Source organism: Streptomyces sp. NPDC052101 (assembly GCF_040680235.1).
In the GTDB taxonomy this organism is placed as follows: Bacteria; Actinomycetota; Actinomycetes; order Streptomycetales; family Streptomycetaceae; genus Streptomyces.
In genome coordinates this window covers 150484-169433 of sequence record NZ_JBFAWH010000013.1, presented here as the reverse complement: position 1 = coordinate 169433, position 18950 = coordinate 150484, and the positions used below count along the sequence as shown (strand labels likewise).

4 protein-coding genes and 1 pseudogene are annotated in these 18950 nt (G+C 70.3%); all 5 read right to left on the bottom strand.

Annotated elements, in window-relative coordinates; genetic code table 11:
- Window positions 1-34 precede the first annotated feature (34 nt).
- Window positions 35-2142, bottom strand: a pseudogene (locus tag AB0L75_RS23755) (thioredoxin domain-containing protein).
- Between the two features lie 174 nt (window positions 2143-2316).
- On the bottom strand, window positions 2317-2952 hold the full coding sequence (locus AB0L75_RS23750) for a LuxR C-terminal-related transcriptional regulator (protein ID WP_365184046.1): 636 nt from the start codon (window positions 2950-2952) through the stop codon (window positions 2317-2319).
- A gap of 528 nt (window positions 2953-3480) precedes the next feature.
- Entirely contained in the window at window positions 3481-5499 is a 2019-nt protein-coding gene (locus AB0L75_RS23745; protein WP_365184043.1) for an ATP-dependent DNA helicase, read from the bottom strand.
- Between the two features lie 176 nt (window positions 5500-5675).
- Window positions 5676-7241, bottom strand: coding sequence for an MFS transporter (locus AB0L75_RS23740; RefSeq protein WP_365184040.1), 1566 nt, complete (start codon window positions 7239-7241; stop codon window positions 5676-5678).
- Between the two features lie 280 nt (window positions 7242-7521).
- Window positions 7522-18948, bottom strand: coding sequence for a type I polyketide synthase (locus AB0L75_RS23735; RefSeq protein ID WP_365184038.1), 11427 nt, complete (start codon window positions 18946-18948; stop codon window positions 7522-7524).
- Between the last annotated feature and the right edge of the window lie 2 nt (window positions 18949-18950).

Below are 18950 nucleotides of genomic sequence, written 5' to 3'. Positions count from 1 at the left end.
TCACCCCCTCCCTTGCGGCCCGCGTTTACGCAGCTCAGCGGCTGTTGAGCACGGCCCTCAGCCGTTCCGGATCGGTCGTCGGCGCATCGCAGGTGAAGTTTCGGCAGACGTACGCCGCCGGTTCGCCGGCCACGAGCGGCCGCTCCGCGAGAAGCGGGAACTCGTCGCTCTCCGCAGCGCCGACGGCGACGACGGCGCCCGGGGCGGTGCCCAGAAGTGCCGTACGGTGCAGGGCCGTTGTCCGCTCGTCCGCGAGGCCGGGTCCTACGACGGCGACCTCCTTCGGCCCGTCGAGCAGGGCCTCGGCGACGGCGAGACCCCAGCCGATGAACCGGGGCACGCGCGGCCCGAGGGTCTTCACGACGCCCAACGCCCGCTCGGCGGCGGTCCGGTGCGGCTCGGATCCGGTGTGTGCGGCGTAGCCGAGCAGCGCACCGGCCGCGGCGGTCCAGCCGGAGGGGGTGGCGTTGTCGGTGGGGTCCTGCGGCCGGCGGATGAGCCGTTCGGCGTCGGAGGCGGTGTCGTAGAGGGCGCCGTTCTCGGGGTCGGTGAAGCGGTCGAGCACATGGCCGAGAAGCAGCCCGGCGAATTCCAGCCAGACGCCCTCCCCCGTCACGGACGCGAGGGCGAGAAAACCCTCGGCGACATCGGCGTAGTCCTCCAGGACCCCGGCGTTGGGGCCGACGCGGCCGTCCTTGCTGGTGCGGGAGAGCCGGGCGTGGTCGTCGAGGTGCACGCGGACGACGAGGTCGGCGGCGCCGAGCGCGGCCTCGATGAGATCGGGCCGGTCGAAGTAGGCGCCGGTCTCGGCGAGCGCGGCGATCGCCAGGCCGTTCCAGGCTGCGACGATCTTGTCGTCCCGGCCAGGTGCGGGGCGCTCCGCCCGGGCGGCGAGCAGCCGCTCCCTGACCGAGGCGATCTTCTCGGCGTCGAAAAGGGTGTCCTGCTGGGGCAGTTGAAGGACGGACTGCCCGTGCTCGAAGGTGCCCTCGTCGGTCACGCCGTAGTACCGGGCGGCGAGTTCGCCGTCCGCCTCACCGAGGACGGCGCGCAGCTGCTCGGGAGTCCACGCGTAGTACGCGCCCTCGACGTGCCGTCCGCTGCCGCCCTCCCGTCTCCCACCACCACCCTTCTGAAGACGCGCTTCGCGCGGCACCTCCTCTTCGCTGTCGGCGTCGAGCGCCGAGGCGAACCCGCCCTGCTCGGTGCGCAGTTCACGGACGACGAAGTCTGCGGTCTCCAGGGCGACACGCCGGGCGAGGTCCGATCCGGTGGCCCGCCAGAGATGGGCGTACACGCGGCAGAGCAGCGCGTTGTCGTACAGCATCTTCTCGAAATGGGGCACGACCCAGTCACGGTCGACGGAGTACCGGGCGAACCCGCCGCCCAGCTGGTCGTAGATCCCTCCCCGGGCCATCCGCTCGCAGGTGTCCTGGGCCATCTGCAGCGCGCCCTCGGCGCCGGTGCGCGCGTGGTGCCGCAGCAGGAACTCCAGCACCATGGACGGCGGGAACTTCGGCGCCCCGCCGAATCCGCCGCGCTGCGGGTCGTACTCACGGGTCAGTCCGAGCAGCGCCTGCGCCAGCTCCGGTTCGCCGGGGGCCCGGTCGTCCTGCTGGCTGATCTCCCGCTGGGCGAGGTCGCGCACGATCTTCCCGGCGACCTCGGCGACCTCGTCCCGACGGGTGGTCCAGGCCTGCCGCACACCCTCCAGCACCTGCCGGAAGGAGGGCATACCGTGCCGTGGCGCGGGCGGGAAATAGGTCCCGAAGTAGAAGGGCTCGGCGTCCGGGGTCAGGAAGACGGTCATCGGCCAGCCGCCCTGCCCGGTCGCGGCCTGCACCGCCTCCATGTAGACGGCGTCGACGTCCGGGCGTTCCTCGCGGTCGACCTTGATGCTGACGAAGTGCTCGTTGAGGTAGTCGGCGGTGGCCCGGTCCTCGAAGGACTCGTGCGCCATGACATGACACCAGTGAATCGGTAGAAGCATAAGTGGCAGGACGCATAGCCCACACTCAAGAGGATGGGTACGTCCCGCCGCTTCGCTTCTGTCATCGCCTCCTCTCCCCATGGCCACCAGTCCACTGGATTGGAGGCGTGCTGGAGCAGATAAGGCGACTGGGAGTTGGCCAGTCGGTTCATATCGGCATCGTCGCACGATCCGGTGCGTCCGGCCCTGCAATCGGGGGCCGGACCCGGGAGCAGTCGGATGCACGCGGAACGTGATCAAGAAGATGCGTGCCCCCCGCCCCGGCGGAGGAGCCGGGCTCCGCCTCCGCCCCGGCGCGCCCTACTTGATCGCGTACTCGCGCTTCCTTACATGACGAGGAGCCCCGACTCCATGGCCCGAACAACCGCAAGAGTCCGATTTGGGCAGTTGAGCTTGGCCAAAATGATGCCGACCGCGCGTTTGACTCCATGCTCAGAGATGCTCAGCGACCGAGCAACTTGTCGGTTGCTCAGCCCCTCGGCGATCAGGCGCAGCACTTGGTGTTCACGTCCCGTCAACGCAATCATCGACGCGCGCTTCGAGGTGGTGTCGTCACCGGCTCGGTCGGGCGCCGTCACGGATCGTCGCGCCAGGGCCGCCGACACATGAAATCGTCCGTCCTTCACGTCGACGATCGCTTCGCGCAGTGTCTCAGGGCGGAGATCTGCCCAGTCCAGGAAACCGTTTGCATGATCGGCCCAGGACTGCTCGACGACGTCTGCCGAATCCACCAGGATCAGTACATTTATGTTCTGGGTGCGCAGCTTTTCAGCGATCTCGTCAGGTACAGATCCCAAAGCATTGCTGTCCGAAATGACCAGCTGGCCGTCGCAGAACACCGAGAGATCTTCGACATCCGTGATGGATTGCACTCTCAACTGACTGTCGAGCGAACGCAGCATTCCCTTGATACTGTATCGCCGAATATCGTCTTCGATCATCAGCGCTATCTCGGTCTGCAACAGGGATCGTCCAGCCCGCAGGAAAGCTCGTCTGCCAGATATATCGGGCGTCAAGTAGTCTATTTGACTGCTATAGTTTTCGTGATTTCCGCCGCTCGAAATCGGTTGCCATGTCAGCCTGCTTTTCACGCTACTCATATCAGCGATCCCCCGTCAGCCGTACCGGCGATCCCTCGTTTTCTCACGCTAAATCTGGAAGGTTCGCCCTTCGGCAGATGAGGATGGCACGGAGCGTCGGGAACTGTCCACCGCGAACCAGCCACCGCGTGATGGGCTGCCATAGGGCGGAGAATAGGGAAGAGGTGCCTGCTGACCTGCGAGGTAGGAGTTCCTGCGCTTCCACCACGCTCGATCGATAAAGCATCTCTCAAGTGAAAGTCAGGCACAGGACCACGGAACTTTTTGCCGCGTTCGATGACCCCGGCCTGATCGCGCAAAAACTCGTCGGCGGCGAACAGCCCCGTGCGCGCGGGCCGGTGTCCATGCCGCGTCGGGTGCGCCCGCGCCGACGGCGCGGGCGCCGAGCCGTCAGGCGGGCTGGACGGTGATGGTGCAGAGGCGCTTGGTGGCCCGGGTCAGGGCTACGTACAAGTCCCTTTCCCCACCGGGGCGGTTCGTGATGATTTCCTCGGGGTTCATGACGACGACCCCGTCGAATTCCAGGCCGCGTGCTTCGGACGCCGGCACGATGCGTGCGTGCTGAGCGACGCCCTGGGCCGTCAGCTCGCTCACCCTGGTGTCCGCGCAGATCACTCCCAGAAGCTCGCCCGGATGCGCGGTGCTCTGGGCGCGGAGTTCCTGAACGACGGCGGTGACCAACCCGTCCGGAGCTGTGGTCACGGTGCGAGGGATCTCACCGCTTCGCAGTGACCGCGTGGGCTTCTGGTCCGGAGCGATCCGCGTGAGCAGATCCCGGACGCTCTCCAGGATCTCTTGCGTGGTGCGGTAGCTGACGGTCAGCTCGTGCAGTTTGAACCGCAGTCCGACGTGCGGGCTCAGTGCTTCCTTCCAGTCGCGTGCTGTCGCGACCGGGCCTGCCTGGGCGAAGTCACCCACCAGCGTCATCGACCTCGACGGGCAGCGGCGGACGATCATCCGCCACTGCATGGCGGTCAGTTCCTGCGCCTCGTCGACGACCACGTGCCCGTACGTCCGCTCGGGGGGGCCGTCGACCAGGCTCGTCGCCTCGTCCAGCAACGGCACGTCGGCGTCGGTCCACGGGTCGTCCGGACCGCGCAGCAGAAGGGACCGCTCCTGCGCGGTCAGGCGGGGCAGGCGCTCGGCCAGAACCTCGGTGTCCGTCAGGAGCGCCTTCACGAGGTCACCGGGTAGCAGTCGCGGCCACAACACCTCGACCGCTCGGTCGACGGCGGCGTCGTCGAGGAGATCGGCTCGGATGGCGTCCAGGTCCAGCTCGTGGACCGGACCTGAGTCGGCCGCGCCTTCGACGCGGCGCTGGGCGACTCCCGTGAACCGGTCGAGGTTGATGCCCGTCATCATTTCGGCATCGGCGTCGATCTGCTCCAGGATGTCGCCCATGTCTCGTTGCATCGCGTCGGTGACGGCGTCGACCAAGAGCTCTTTGAACACCTGGCGCGCGGGGTTGTGCCCCTGTACGGCTGCCACGGCGGCGTCGCGTGCCGCGGCGACTTCCTCGCCGGGGAGGTGAACCAGATCCTGTCCGACCCGCACCGTGAAGTCACCGGCGGGGGCTTGGTGGACGCGCAGCAGGCCGGCCAGGGCGTCGGCGAGGTCGGAGCTGCCCTTGAGTCGCGCCGTGTCGAACGGGCCCACCGTGTCCACCGACACTCCGGCCAGTTCCCGGCAGGTCGCCAGAACGACGTCGTTCTCTCCGAGCGAGGGAAGGACCTGGGAGATGTAGTCGAGGAACCGGGCGTTCGGGCCCACCACCAGGACACCCTCCTCCGCGGCGCGCGGGAACGCGTACAGGACGTAGGCCGCCCGGTGCAGGGCGACCACCGTCTTGCCGGTGCCGGGCCCACCCTGCACCACGGTCACCTTACGGTGGGCGGAGCGGACGATCTCGTCCTGCTCGGCCTGCAGCGTCGCGACGGCCGCGTGCATCCTGCCCGTACGCCGTGCCGACAGAGCCTCGGTCAACGGGCCGTCCCCCACGACGTCCTCGTCGGTCGGGGCGGTCCCGTCCAGCAGTTCGTCGCTCACCGAGACGACCGTGCGCTCCTCGAGGCGCAGGTGCCGACGGCGCCGCAGGTCCATCGGGTGGACCGGTGTCGCCTCGTAGAAGGGTCGCGCCGCGTTCGCGCGCCAGTCCACGAGCAGGGGCAGTTCGTCCTCCTCCGTCTGCAGTCCGATCCGCCCGATGCGCAGGGCCGTGCCGTCCGTCCAGTCGATGCGCCCGAAGACCAGCCCCTTTTCGGCGCCTTCCAGCCGGCCGATTTCCTTGGTCAGACGCTCGGCGGCGATTTCTCTCTCGTATGCCTCACCCGCGCTGTCCGCCTTGGCCTTCAGCACACTCGCTCGATTTGCTCGCGCCTCCGAAAGCCGCTCGGTGAGCAACTCGTACAAGGAGGAAACATAATCCTGCTCCGATTCGACCGCACGCACAGCGGGATCAGTGATGTTCGACAACAGGGGTCTCCTTGACCTACTTGGTGAAATGTGCCGCTGCCGCCAAGCGCACCGTCCGGCCGACGGCAGGCAGCTGGAGGTCATCGCCATATGTGCTCAATGCCAGGGCCAGGTCAGGAGCTGCGGGCCTCTGCGTAGTCCGGCTCCGGGGCCGGAACATTCTTCTTTCCGGCAGAAGGCGAAGGCAGGGTGATCAGCAGCACAGCTGCTCCGAGGAGTGCGATGGCCGCGATCCAGCCCGCACCGACGTGCATGGCATGGATGAACGCATCATCAGCAGCCTGAGCAAGAGAGGGCCGGTGGATGGCGGTGGCGACGTGGCGGGCCTGTTCGGCGGAGACTCGCGCCTGGTCCCGCACCGGACCGGATGCACCCTCCAGCGAAGGTTCGATCGCATTTCGGTACGTGATCGACATGATCGTGCCGCCTACGGCGATACCGATCACACTGCCGGTCTGTCGCACGGTGTTGGTGACGGCCGATCCCGCACCGGCCTGTTCCAACGGCAGGTCGCTGACCAATGCGGCCGTGACGGGGCCGATCACCATGCCGACCGAAAGACCCTGTACCAACAACAGGATCTCGATCCAGACGAGGGGAGTCTGGAGTCCGAGGAACCCGTACCCGCCCATGGTCAGCGCGGCCATGGCCAGCGGCGGCACGGTGACAAGGCGTAGCGGCAGGCGGCGAACCAGGCGCGAGGCAAGGGGCGCCCCCGCGAGCGCGCCGAGTGCGGTCGGGATGTTGGCCAAACCCGCCTTCATCGGCGAAAATCCGAGCGCGCCCTGCAGGTAGAAGGCGTTGTAGAAGGTGATGGCGGCCACGCCGAAGAGCAGCAGCCCGAGCGCCACATTGCCGCCACCGAATGTGCGTTGCGCGAACAGTCGCGGATCAAAGCTGGGCACCTTGAGGCGCAGTTCGACGAGTACGAAGACGGCCAGCAGAACCAGACCGACAACGATCGGCACCCAGACGTCGGTACGACTCCACGCCGCCACCTGCCCCGCCCGGATCAGCCCGTAGGCCAACGCCACGAGCCCACTGATCGACAGCAGCATTCCAGCGGGATCCAGTGGGCGCGGAGTGGGGCTGCGGAAATTCGGAACCAGCATGGCAAGCCCGACCAACGCCAATGCCGCGACCGGAACATTGATCAGAAATACCGAGCCCCACCAGAAATGAGCGAGCAGGAACCCCGCCAGCACCGGTCCGGCAGCCATTCCGACACCGGCCGACGTCGAGAAAATGCCGATCGCGGCAGCCCGTGCGGGGCCGGTGAAGGTCCACATGAGGATGGCCATCATGGCGGGCGTGATCAGCGCGCTGCCCACCCCCATCGCAGCTCGAGCTGCAATCAGCTGGCCCGCATCGCCTGCGTACGCCGCACACAGCGAGGACCCGGCGAAGATCACCAACCCACTGGAGAACACAGTCCGGTGACCGAACCGGTCGCCCAGTGCGCCTGCGGTGAACATCAATGTGGCGAAGGCCAGAGTGTACGCACCGGTCGCCCATTGCAGCTGACCGGGATCGGCCCCCAGTCCACGGACCGGGTCCGCAAGGGTCTCCAGCGTATTGCTCAGGACGGTGTTTTCTATCCAAATCAGCAGTGAACACAGCATAAGAATGGCGAGAATCAACTGCTGCCTGGATTTCGGCAACGCTAGAGGCGCGGTCATGAACACCTTCCGATATCGCTGGGCGGGAACTTGACCGACTGAAATATAAGCAGACGCCACACCGCTGTCAAGCTTGGATTTTCTCGCCGAAACCATTGCGGCCGGACGCACTGTATGCCTCTGCCGGATTTGCGGACTGAGTAGTTTTGTGCCTCTGAAGGAATTGAGAATTGCTGGATTTTCACTTGAGGAATGGTTGCGGCTGAACGGATTTCATGTCTCCAGTGCTCTTGGAGCCGTCGAGGGACCTCGACGGCTCCAAGAGGCCAGGGTTCGGATATCAGTGGCCGCTGAGCGAATCGAGCCAGCGCCGGAGGTGCGCGGCGGTCTCTGCCACCTGCTCCTCGATGATCGAGAAGTGATCTGCCTCGATGTACTCGGCCGGTCCACGGTGTTGCCAGTCGGGGACGGGGTCGACGTCCCCGAAGCCGCTCAGTGTCACGGTGGCCCGCAGATTCAGCGTCGGCGCGGCGATCGGCTTGAACTCCCGCTCGGGATATATCCGCACATAGCCGCCCATGGAGACCAGGCCATGGTCGTCGACGGGGGTCAGTGCGTTGTCCCGGGACAGGATCTGCCCCAGCGCGTCGGTGAGCACGAGGCGGTTGAGTTCGTGCTCGTCCGGGGAGTAGGTGTCGACCATCGCGACGCCCACGAGCTCGCGGCCGTCGTCTTCGAGCCGCCGGGCGACCGCATGGGCGAGCGCACCACCGGCCGAATAACCGACGAGCGCCACCGGCCCTCGCTCGAGTTCCGGCGCGACGGCCGCGGCGAGGCTCTCGATCGCCGCCGCCCATGTCGCCGGCAGGTCGTCGCCCGCGCGCATGCCGGGCAGCCGCAACGCGCTGACCTGCCGCTCGCCGCCCAGTTCGCGGGCCAGGCGGGCGAACTGGTGGGAGCCCGATCCCGCCAGGAACGAGGGAACGCAGATCAGTGCCGGCGCCGCGGCGCCGCGCGCCAGGAGCTGCACAGCCGGGCGCTGTGCGGCAGCCTCGTCGGCGGAGTACGTGGTCATCAGAGCCGAGCTCGCGGTCAGCAGGGGCATCGCCCCTGCCAGCTCACCGCGGCGATGCGCCGCCGACACCAGGTCGGTGATCGTGCCGCGCACGCCGGCCGGTGCCTGCTCGACCACGCCGGTGTCGGATTCCTCTTCCTCGAACCGCGATCCCACCAGTTTCGCCACATCGGAGGCGGTCGGGTGGTCGAAGATCAGCGTCGACGGCAGCGTCAGCCCGGTCAGCTGTGCGAGCCGGTTCCGGAATTCGACGGCGCCGAGGGAGTCGAAACCCAGCTCGGTGAACGGCGCGTTCGGGTCGATCGCGTCGCCGGACAGGTGGCCGAGGACCGCCGAGGCGGCGTTGCGCACCTCTCGCAGGATCACAGCGTCACGGTCGGCGTCGGGCAGTGCGGCCAGCTGCCGCGCAAGGCTGACACCGGCACTCGCGGCGGCCGGGGGAACCCGGATCATGCCGCGCAGTACCGCGGGGAGCGTGCCGCCGCGCGCCAGGTCGGTGAGCGCCGCCGTGTCCAGCAGTGCCGTCGTCGGTGTCGCCCGATCGCTCGCGAGTGCGTTGTCGAACAGCGCCATCCCGGAATCCGGGTCGATCGGGAGCAGGCCCAGCCTGGCCCGGATCTGGCGGGCGTACTGCTCGGCACCGTCCCCGCTGAGCACCCCTGCCATGCCGACGGTCCACAGTCCCCAGGCCAGTGAGTGCGCGGGCAGGCCCGCGCTGCGCCGCAGGCGTGCCAGCGCGTCCAGCGCGCTGTTCGCGGCGGCGTAGTTGCCCTGTCCTTGTCCGCCGAGCAGCGGCGCCGCGGACGAGAACAGCACGAACGCCGACAGATCCAGGTCGCGGGTCAGCTCGTGCAGGTGCAGTGCCGCATCGACTTTCGGTGCCAGCACCCGTGTCGTCTGCGCGGCGGTCAGGGTGTCGAGCGTGCCGTCGTCCAGGACGCCCGCCGCATGGATGACGGCGGTCAGCGGGGCGTCGGTGTCGATGTCCGCCAGCAGGGCCTGGACCGCGGTGCGTTCGGTGACGTCGCACGCCACGACCCGGACGTGGGCGCCGAGGTCGGTCAGCTCGGCGGCCAGTTCGGCGGCGCCGTCCGCGGCGGCACCGCGCCGCGATACCAGCAGCAGCCGTCGTGCGCCGTGCGCCGCGACCAGATGCCGGGCGACGATCGCGCCGATGCCGCCGGTGCCGCCGGTGATGAGCACGGTGCCGTGGTCGAACGACAAGGGCGCGCCCGGTTCGGTGGCGGGCAGCGGCTGCAGTCGCGGTGCCAGGAGCCGGCCTTCGCGTACGACCGTGTGCGGTTCGTCCTGGGCCACGGCTTCGGCGAGCGACGTGATCGGCAGGGCGTCGCCGTCGTGGTCGATGAGCAGGAACCGGCCCGGGTGCTCGGACTGTGCGCTGCGCACCAGGCCCGCCACGGCGGCTCCGACCAGATCGGGTTCCTCGCCGGGCAGTCCGGCGGCCGTGCGCGTCACGATCGCGAGCCGGCCGGGGTGATCGGCGCCCATCCAGCCCTGCAGCAGTGCGAGCGTCGTCAGCACGCCGGCGTGAACGTCCGCCGCGCCGGCACCGGTTCCGCGGGGCGCCGACCACACCACCGTGTCGGGAACGTCCTGCAGCACGGTGAGTTCCGCGAGATCGACACAGGATGTCAGGGGCTCAGGGGCCTCGACGGTCGCCGGGTCGCCGAGCACGACGATGCGCCCGGCGTCCGCCTTGGAGACGGCGGGTACGGCGACCCACTCCAGGTCGAACAGCGGTGCCGCGCCGCGCAGCTGGGCCAGCGCCTGCTGGTCGATCGGGCGGGCCCGCACCGACTCCATGCTCAGCACGAGGGCACCGGTCGCGTCGACCGCGTCCACGCGCAAGGTGTTCGGTGCGATGCGGGCGATGCGGACGCGCAAGGCACCCACGCCGGACTGTGCCAGCTGGACACCGTCGAAGGCGAAGGGCAGTGGCACCCGGCCGTCGGACCCGCCCTCGGTGAGATGGCCGACAGCCGCGTGGAACACCGCGTCCAGCAGCGCGGGATGCAGTCCGAAGGCCGTGGCGCGCTCCGCGGTGTCGGTGTCGAGCGCCAGGTCGACGAAGACTTCCTCCCCACGCGACCACGCGGCGCGAACACCCTGGAACACCGGGCCGTACCCGAAGCCGAGGTCGCCGAGCGCGCGGTACACCTGCTGCCCGTCGACCGGATCGCCCGCGACCGGAGGCCACACCTGGGACCAGTCCGGCGCCGCGGCCGGCACGGCGGGCGTGAGCAGGCCACGGGCATGCAGCACCCAGGCGTCGGCGGCGCGGGCGTGGACGGCCACGGTCCGGTGCCCCTCGGCGTCGGGTTCGCCCACGGCGAGCTGAATGTCCGCGGCACCGTCGGTCGTGAGCGTCAGCGGCGCCTCCAGCACCAGTTCCGCCAGGCGCGGCACGCCGAGCCGGGCTCCGGCGGCCAGAGCCAGTTCCACGAATCCGGTACCTGGCATCACGACAGCGCCGAAGACGGCGTGGTCGGCGAGCCATGGGTGCGTGCGCAGCGAGAGCCTGCCGGTGAACAGCCACTCGTCCTTGCCGGCGAGCTGCACCTGGGCGTGCAGCAGCGGATGGTCGGCGGAGTCGGCACCGGCGAGCGGCGCGGCGGCCTCCGCGGGCAGGAGCCAGAATCGTTCGTGCTGGAAGGGATAGGTGGGCAAGGTGATCCGCGCCTGCGGTCGAGCGCCGAAGTAGGCCGCCCACCGTACCGGCCGGCCCGCGCAGTGCGCGGTGGCCAGCGCGGCGACCAGCTGCTCGGGTTCGGCGACCGTGCGACGGGATCCCGCGACCACCGATGCGCGCGCTGCGGGGTCTGTCGCCACAGTGGCGCGGGTCATGGTCGTCAGCACCGCGTCCGGGCCCAGCTCGACGAACAGGCCCACACCCGAATCGAGCAGTGACCGCACCGCCGGGGCGAAGCGCACCGCCTCGCGCACCTGCCGTACCCAGTACTCGGGCGTACCCACCGAATCGCCTGCGAACGCGCCGGAAACCGTGGAACACAGAGGTATGCGTGGCTCGTGGTACGTCAGGCCCGCGGCGATCTGCGCGAAGTCGGTCAGCATCGGGTCCATCAGGGCGGAGTGGAACGCGTGGCTCACCCGCAGCCGGCTGGTCTTGACGCCCTCGGCCACCAGCCTCGACTCGAGCGCCGATACCGCCTCGGTGTTTCCGGAGAAGACCACCGCGTCGGGGGCGTTCACAGCGGCCAGCGAGACCGCGCCGGCCGCCGGATCGGCATCGGCCGCCGCCAGCAGCTCCAGGGCCCGCTCCTCCGGCACCGCGGCGGCCAGCATGCCCCCGCCCGCCGGCAGCGCCCCCATCAGTCGGCCCCGGGCCGCAACGAGTCTGCACGCATCGGACAGCGACCACACACCGGCCACGTACGCCGCGGCCAGCTCGCCGATCGAATGCCCGGCCAGCACGTCCGGCGTCACGCCCAACGACTCGACGAGGCGGTACATCGCCACCTCGAACGCGAACAGCGCGGGCTGGGCGTACTCGGTGCGGTCCAGCAGGGCCGCCTCGGCAGTCGCGCCGAACATCACATCCCGCAGCGAATGCTCCAGGTGTGCGTCGAATTCCGCGCACACCTCGTCGAGCGCGGCGGCGAAAGCCGGGAACGCCCGGTACAGTCCAGCGCCCATCCCGGTCCGCTGCGCGCCCTGACCGGTGAACAGGAACGCTGTGGTGCCCGTCTGACCGATGCCGTCGGCGATGCCCGGTCCTGGCTCGCCGGCTGCCAGGCGTGCCAAGGCCGCCAGCAGCGTCTCCCGGTCCGCGCCCACGACGGCGGCGCGCTGCTCCAGCTGCGCGCGGTGCAGCGCCAGCGTCGCCGCGACGTCGGTCAGGTCCAGCTCCGGACGTTCGCGCAGCGCGTCGTACAGACGGCGCGCCTGGCTCCGCAGCGCGTCGGTCGTCCGCGCGGACAGCAGCAGCGGCAAGGCCGCCGGGCGCGGTGGATCGACCGGCCGCGGCGCGGCCGCGGGCGCCTCTTCGAGGATCACGTGCGCGTTGGTCCCGCTGAGCCCGAACGACGACACTCCCGCCCGGCGCGGACGCTCCCCGACCGGCCACGGCTCGGCCTCGGTCAGGATCCGTACCGCGCCCTGCGACCACTCCACGTGCGGCGACGGCGCGTCGACGTGCAGGGTGGGCGGCAACACCTCGTGCCGCAGCGCCTGCACCATCTTGATCACACCGCCGACACCGGCAGCCGCCTGCGTGTGCCCGATGTTCGACTTCAACGACCCGATCCGCAGCGGCTCGGCGCGGTCCTGTCCGTAGGCGTTGATCAGCGCCTGCGCCTCGATCGGGTCGCCGAGCGTGGTGCCGGTGCCGTGCGCCTCCACCGCGTCCACCTCGGCCGCGGTCACCCCTGCGTTGACCAGTGCCTGCGCGATCACCCGCTCCTGGGACGGACCGTTCGGTGCGGTCAAGCCGTTGCTCGCACCGTCCTGGTTGATGGCGCTGCCGCGGATCACGGCCAGCACCGGGCGCCCGTTGCGCTGCGCGTCGGACAACCGCTCAAGGGCGAGCATGCCGACGCCCTCGGCCCACGAGACACCGTCCGCAGCATTCGAGAACGCCTTGCAGCGCCCGTCCGGTGACAGCGCCCGCTGCCGGGAGAACTCCACGAACAGCAGCGGAGTCGACATGACCGTCACCCCGCCGACCAGGACCAGCGACGTCTCCCCGGCGCGCAGTGCCTGCACCGCCAGGTGCAAGGCCACCAGCGACGACGAACATGCCGTGTCCACCGTCACCGCGGGTCCTTCCAGACCCAGGGCGTAGGACACCCGGCCGGAGACGACGCTGCCGCCCGATCCGGTCGCCAGGTAGCCTTCCGCGGCACCGTCGGCGGCCTCGCGCGCCACGTAGCCGTAGTCCTGGTACATGACGCCCGCGTACATTCCGGTGTCGCTGCCCCGCAGTGAGGTCGGATCGATACCGGCGTCTTCGAGCGCTTCCCAGGACGCCTCGAGCATCAACCGCTGCTGCGGGTCCATCGCCGCGGCCTCACGGGGTCCGATTCCGAAGAAGGCGGCATCGAAGTCACCTGCGGCACGCAGGAATCCGCCTTCTCGGGTGTAGATCCTGCCAGGCTTGCCGGGGTCGGCGTCGTACAGGTGGTCGAGGTCCCAGCCGCGATCGCCCGGGATCGGGGTGATCGCGTCGACGCGCCCGTCGATCAGGTCCCAGAGCTGGTCGGGATTCTCGACGCCGCCGGGATACCGGCAGCTCATACCGACGATCGCGATCGGCTCGTCGGCCCTGGTCCTGGTACTGGTCGAGGCGGGGCGCGGTCGCGTCGGCGCCGAACCGTCGACCCGGGTACGCAGGAAGCCCGCGACGGCGGCGGCGGTCGGATAGTCGAACACCAGCGTGGACGGAAGCTGGACACCTGTGGCTGCGGTCACCCGGTTGCGGAACTCGACTCCGCCGAGCGAGTCGAGGCCCAGTGCCGTGAACGGTGTCTCGGGGTCGATGGCGTCGGCCGACTCGTGGCCGAGGACCGCGGCGGCGATCGCGCGGACCTCGTTGCGGATCAGCGCCTCCCACTGCTCGGCGGGGGCGTCGAGCAACCGCTGGCGCAACGGGCTGTCGGCGATCTGGCCGCGCGGCGGTACGTGAATCAGGCCGCGCAGCACCGCGGGCAGCGTGCCGAGCCGGCCCAGCGCGGTGAGGGCGGGTGTGTCGAGCAGCGCGGTCATCAGCATCGGTTCGCCGGTGGTCAACGCATGGTCGAACATCTGCATGCCCGTGTCCGGCTCGATCGGGGACAGACCCAGACGCGTGCGGATCTGACGCGCCAGGTGCTCGCCGCCCGCGTCGTTCAACGCCTCGGCCATGCCGCGCTTCCACAGCCCCCAGGCCAGCGAATGCGCGGGCAGACCGGCGCCGCGCCGCGCCTGGGCGAGCGCGTCCAGCGCCGCGTTCGCGGCCGCGTAGTTGCCCTGGCCCTGCCCACCGAGCAGCGGCCCGGCGGAGGAGAACAGCACGAACGCCGACAGGTCCAGGTCGCGGGTGAGTTCGTGCAGATGCCAGGCGGCATCGACCTTCGGGGCGAGCACCCGATCCACCTGCTCGGCGGTCAGGGTCTCGATGGTGCCGTCGTCGGCCACGCCCGCGGTGTGCACGACGGCGGTCACGGGTTCGTGCGCCGGTACGGATTCCAGCAGTGCCGCGACCTCGGCGCGATCGCTGACATCGCACGCGGCGACGCGTACGTCGGCGCCCAGCGCGGTCAGCTCGGTGACCAGCTCCGCGACACCCGGCGCGGCCAAGCCGCGGCGCGAGGCGAGCAACAGGCTGCGCACCCCGTGCCGGGTGACCAGATGGCGTGCGGTGACGGCGCCCAGTCCGCCTGTGCCGCCGGTGATCAGGACCGTGCCGTCGCCGAAGTGCTCGCCGGTCGGGTCGACGGTGGTCGCACGGATCAGCCGCGGTGCCACCGTGGCGCCGTCGCGGATCGCGAGCTGTGGTTCGTCCATGGCAACTGCGGCGGCGATCCGCTGGTGCAGGTCCGCGAGGTCGTCGTCGTCGAGGTCGACCTGCACGACGCGCCCGGGATGTTCCGACTGCGCACTGCGTACCAGGCCGCGGACGGCCGCCGCCGCGGGGTCCGGCGTCTCACCGGGCAGACCCGCTCCATTGCGGGTCAGCACGATCAGCGTCGAGTCGGCGCAGCCCGGTTCGGCGAGCCAGTCGCGCAGCACCGCGAGGGCGTTGTGCACGGCGGTGCGGACGGTCGCGGGGACGTCGTCGCCGTCCGCCGCCGCCGTCTCGGGCGACCAGACCACAGCCGCGCCCGTGTGGCCCCCGCCTGTCGCGAACGCCGCGACGTCCTCGAACGTCTCGGTGCAGCCTGCGACGGGTCGGCCCAGTGCGACCAGTCGCCGGTCCGGCACCGCAGGCGCGGTCACCGGCGTCCAGTCGAGGGCGTAGAGCGGGCTGCGGGCACCGGCGAGAGCGCTCGCCTCGGCGGGGCGGGCGAGCACGGCGTCGATGGACAGCACCGCGGCGCCGGTGGCGTCGCAGGCGTCGATGCGCACCTTCTCGGGACCCGAACGGATGATCCGGGCGCGGACCGCGGTGGCACCTCGCCGGAACACACGGACGCCGCCGAAGGAGAACGGAAGCGGCAGCCTGCCGTCGGGCAGGTCGTCGGCGAGCACATCGATGGCGGCGTGGAAGGTCGCGTCCAGGAGCGCCGGATGCACCCCGAAGCCCGCCGCCCGGCCCGCTGTCGTCTCGTCCAGGGCCACCTCGGTGAACACCTCGTCACCGCTGCTCCAGGCGGCGCGCACGCCTTGGAAGCTCGGGCCGTAGCCGAATCCAAGGTCGGCGAGCCGGTCGTACAGACGCGTTCCGTCGATCGGCGTGCCGTCGGCCGGCGGCCAGTCGGGGTCGGTCCAGGCCGGCGTCACGCCGTCGGCGGGGGCGAGGGTGCCGGTGGCGTGCAGCGTCCAGTCCGGCTCGCCCGGGTCGGCCCCCGCGGTGCCGGTGACGGCACGCGAGTGGATCGACAGGCGTCGACGGCCGGTGTGGTCGGGTTCGGTCACCGAGACCTGCACGTCCACGGCGGCGGCACCGTCGAACAGCAGCGGCGTCTCCAGGACGAGTTCGTCCATGACGGGCAGTTCCAGGCGGCTGCCCGCGGCCAACGCGAGATCCACGAACCCGGTGCCGGGCAGAAGCACCGATCCGAAGGCCGTGTGGTCGGCGATCCACGGCTGGTCGGTGGTGGAAAGCCTGCCGCTGAAGAGCCATTCGTCGCGACCGGCGAGCGGCGCGGCGACGCGCAGCATCGGGTGATCGAGCGCGCAGAGGCCGGCACGGCCCATGTCACCGAGCGCGTCGTCGTCGGGCTGCACCCAGTAACGGCGATGCTGGAAGGCGTAGACAGGCAGGTCGAGGTGGGGGACCGGCCTTCCTGGTGACAGCGGCGCCCAGTCGACGCCGGCGCCCGAGCAATGGGCGGCGGCGAGCGACCGCAGGAACTGGTCGACCTCATCGACGCCGCGCCGTGCCGCCGCCGCGACCAGCGAGCGGGACGCCACCTCGTCGGTCACTGTCTGGCGGGTCAGCGCCGCCAGCACCGCGTCCGGACCCACCTCGACGAACCGGCGCACGCCGGCGTCGGCGAGTGACTGCACCGCCGGGGCGAACCGCACGGCCTCGCGCACCTGCCGCACCCAGTACTGCGGCGTCAGCAGTTCGGGGCCGGCCGGCGCACCGGACACCGTGGAGCACACATCCATGCGTGGCGCCCGGTACGCCACCGACCTGGCGACCTGCTCGTACTCGGCAAGCATCGGCTCCATCAGCGCCGAATGGAAGGCGTGACTGACCGTCAGCCGGTTCGTCTTCACCCCCTCGTCCGCCAGCAGGGCCTGCAGTGCGGCGATCGCCGCCGTCTCGCCCGAGAACACCATCGCCGCAGGCGCGTTCACGGCCGCCAGCGAGACCGTCCCGGCCGCGAGCAGTTCCAGCGCCCGCTCCTCCGACACCGCGGCGGCGAGCATCGCTCCCTCGGTCGGCAGCGCGCCCATCAACCGACCACGGGCGGCGACGAGCCGGCACGCGTCGGACAGCGACCACACCCCGGCCACATAGGCCGCGGCCAGCTCACCGATCGAATGCCCGACCACCACGTCCGGGGTCACGCCGAACGACTCCAAGAGGCGATACAGCGCCACCTCGAACGCGAACAGCGCGGGCTGGGTGAATTCCGTCCGGCCGAGCAGGGCCACGGGCTCGCTGTCGCCGACGCTGTTCCCGGCACCACCGGTCTCGCCGAACATGACCTCGCGCAGCGATACCCCCAGCAGGGCATCGAATTCCGCGCACACCTCGTCGAGGGCGGCGGAGAACACAGGGAACGCGGCAGCCAGCCCCGCGCCCATACCGACGCGTTGCGCACCCTGGCCGGTGAACAGGAAGGCCGTCTCGCCGGTGGTGGCGGCACCTGACACGACGTGCGGGGATGCCGAACCCGCGGCCAGGGCCGTGAGGCCGGCGAGCAGACCGGCCCGGTCGGCGCCGAGCACCGCGCCGCGCCGACCCAGCTGAGCGCGCCCAGCGGTCAGGGCGGCGGCGACATCGGCGTCATCCACCTCGGGGTGGTCGGCGAGCCAGGCCAGCAGCCGGCTCGCCTGTGCCCGTAGCGCGCTCTCCGACTTGGCCGAGAGCAACCACGGTGCCGGCAGCGTCGACGGGCCCGACTCCGACGGTCGTACAGCGGCATCCGGTCCTGTCACCGGGTCGACGGCACGGTCGTGCGGCGCCTCTTCGAGGATCACGTGAGCGTTGGTCCCGCTGATGCCGAAGGACGACACACCCGTGCGGCGCGGACGATCCAGCTCCGGCCACTGCTGGGCCTGCGTCAGCAGTCGCACCGCGCCCGCCGACCAGTCGACCTCGGGGGTCGGCTCGTCCACGTGCAAGGTCGAGGGCATGACCCCCTCGCGCATCGCCATGACCATCTTGATCACGCCCGCGACACCCGCCGCGGCCTGCGTGTGACCGATGTTCGACTTGAGAGAACCCAACCACAACGGGTTGTCGTCCCCGCGGGCCTGGCCGTAGGTGGACAGCAGCGCCTGCGCCTCGATCGGATCACCCAGCCGCGTACCCGTACCGTGCGCCTCCACGGCGTCCACCTCGGACGCCGACAGCCGCGCGTTGGCCAACGCAGCCCGGATGACCCGCTCCTGCGAAGGCCCGTTCGGCGCGGTCAGCTGGCTGCTCGCACCGTCCTGGTTCACCGCGGAACCACGGAGCACCGCCAGCACCCGGTGCCCGCTGCGCTCCGCGTCCGACAGCCGCTCCAGCACCAGCACGCCCACGCCCTCGGCCCAGCCCGTGCCGTCCGCCGACGACGAGAACGCCTTGCAGCGCCCGTCCGGCGACAACCCGCGCTGGCGGGAGAACTCCACGAACGTGCCCGGTGTCGCCATCACCGTCACACCACCGGCGAGCGCCATCGAGCACTCACCCTGACGCAGCGACTGAGCGGCGAGATGAAGCGCGACCAACGAGGACGAACACGCGGTGTCGACCGTCACCGCCGGCCCCTCCAAGCCGAAGGTATAGGCCAGACGACCCGACGCGACGCTGCCCGCGCTTCCGGTCAGCAGGTAGCCCTCGAAGCCCTCGGGCGCATGGGGGCGGGAGCCGTAGTCGTCGTACATGACGCCCATGTACACCCCGGTACGGGTGCCCCTCAGCGCGGTCGGGGCGATGCCCGCGTGCTCGAAAGCCTCCCAGCCCGTCTCCAGGAGCAACCGCTGCTGGGGGTCCATCGCCGCCGCCTCGCGAGGGCCGATGCCGAAGAACTCGGCGTCGAACCGGTCCGCCTCGTGCAGGAAGCCGCCTTCGCGGGTGTACGAGGTCCCGAGGTGGTCGGGGTCCGGGTGGTACAGGTTCTCCAGGTCCCAGCCGCGGCCCTCCGGGAAGGGACCGACCGCGTCACGTTCGGCGCTCAGCAGCTCCCACAGGTCGTCCGGGGAGGCGATACCGCCCGGGAGCCGGCATGCCATGCCCACGATCGCGATCGGCTCGTGTGCGCGCTCCTCCAGGTCCTGCACACGCTGACGGCTCTCCCGCAGGTCGACCGTTGCCCGCTTGAGGTAGTCGCGAAGTTTCTGCTCGTTGTCCATGT

What these genes read in the sequence shown, in the direction of transcription:
- AB0L75_RS23740 (WP_365184040.1), bottom strand. Translation starts at nt 7,241, where the DNA reads ATGACCGCGCCTCTAGCGTTGCCGAAATCCAGGCAGCAGTTGATTCTC.
- AB0L75_RS23735 (WP_365184038.1), bottom strand. Translation starts at nt 18,948, where the DNA reads ATGGACAACGAGCAGAAACTTCGCGACTACCTCAAGCGGGCAACGGTC.